This window comes from Salifodinibacter halophilus (assembly GCA_012999515.1).
GTDB classification, from domain to species: domain Bacteria; phylum Pseudomonadota; class Gammaproteobacteria; order Nevskiales; family Salinisphaeraceae; genus Salifodinibacter; species Salifodinibacter halophilus.
Genome location: JABEEB010000541.1, coordinates 1 through 247, shown reverse-complemented (window position 1 = coordinate 247; position 247 = coordinate 1). Strand labels below are relative to the sequence as shown.

The 247-nt window shown below is 63.6% G+C and carries 1 protein-coding gene; it reads left to right on the top strand.

Annotated elements, in window-relative coordinates:
- The coding region (locus HKX41_12765; protein NNC25007.1) for a transcription antitermination protein at nucleotides 1–171 on the top strand (171 nt) is incomplete at its 5' end.
- Between the last annotated feature and the right edge of the window lie 76 nt (nucleotides 172–247).

Below are 247 nucleotides of genomic sequence, written 5' to 3'. Positions count from 1 at the left end.
CTCAAGTCCGACCTCAACGACCAACTCGACGCGCTCGACGACGCCGTTTCCGACCTCGTCGAAGATGACGCCGTCGCCCGCGAGGCCGCCGACGCGGTGGTCGAAGCCGCCTACGACGAGTACGTCGAGACGCTCGAAAGCATGGGCGTCAAGCCGAAGAACGTCTGCTAACCCACGTTTTCATATTCGGGGTCGCGGAGCGACCCACTCGGCGCGAAATCCCTCTTCGTTCACCACGTACCGACGG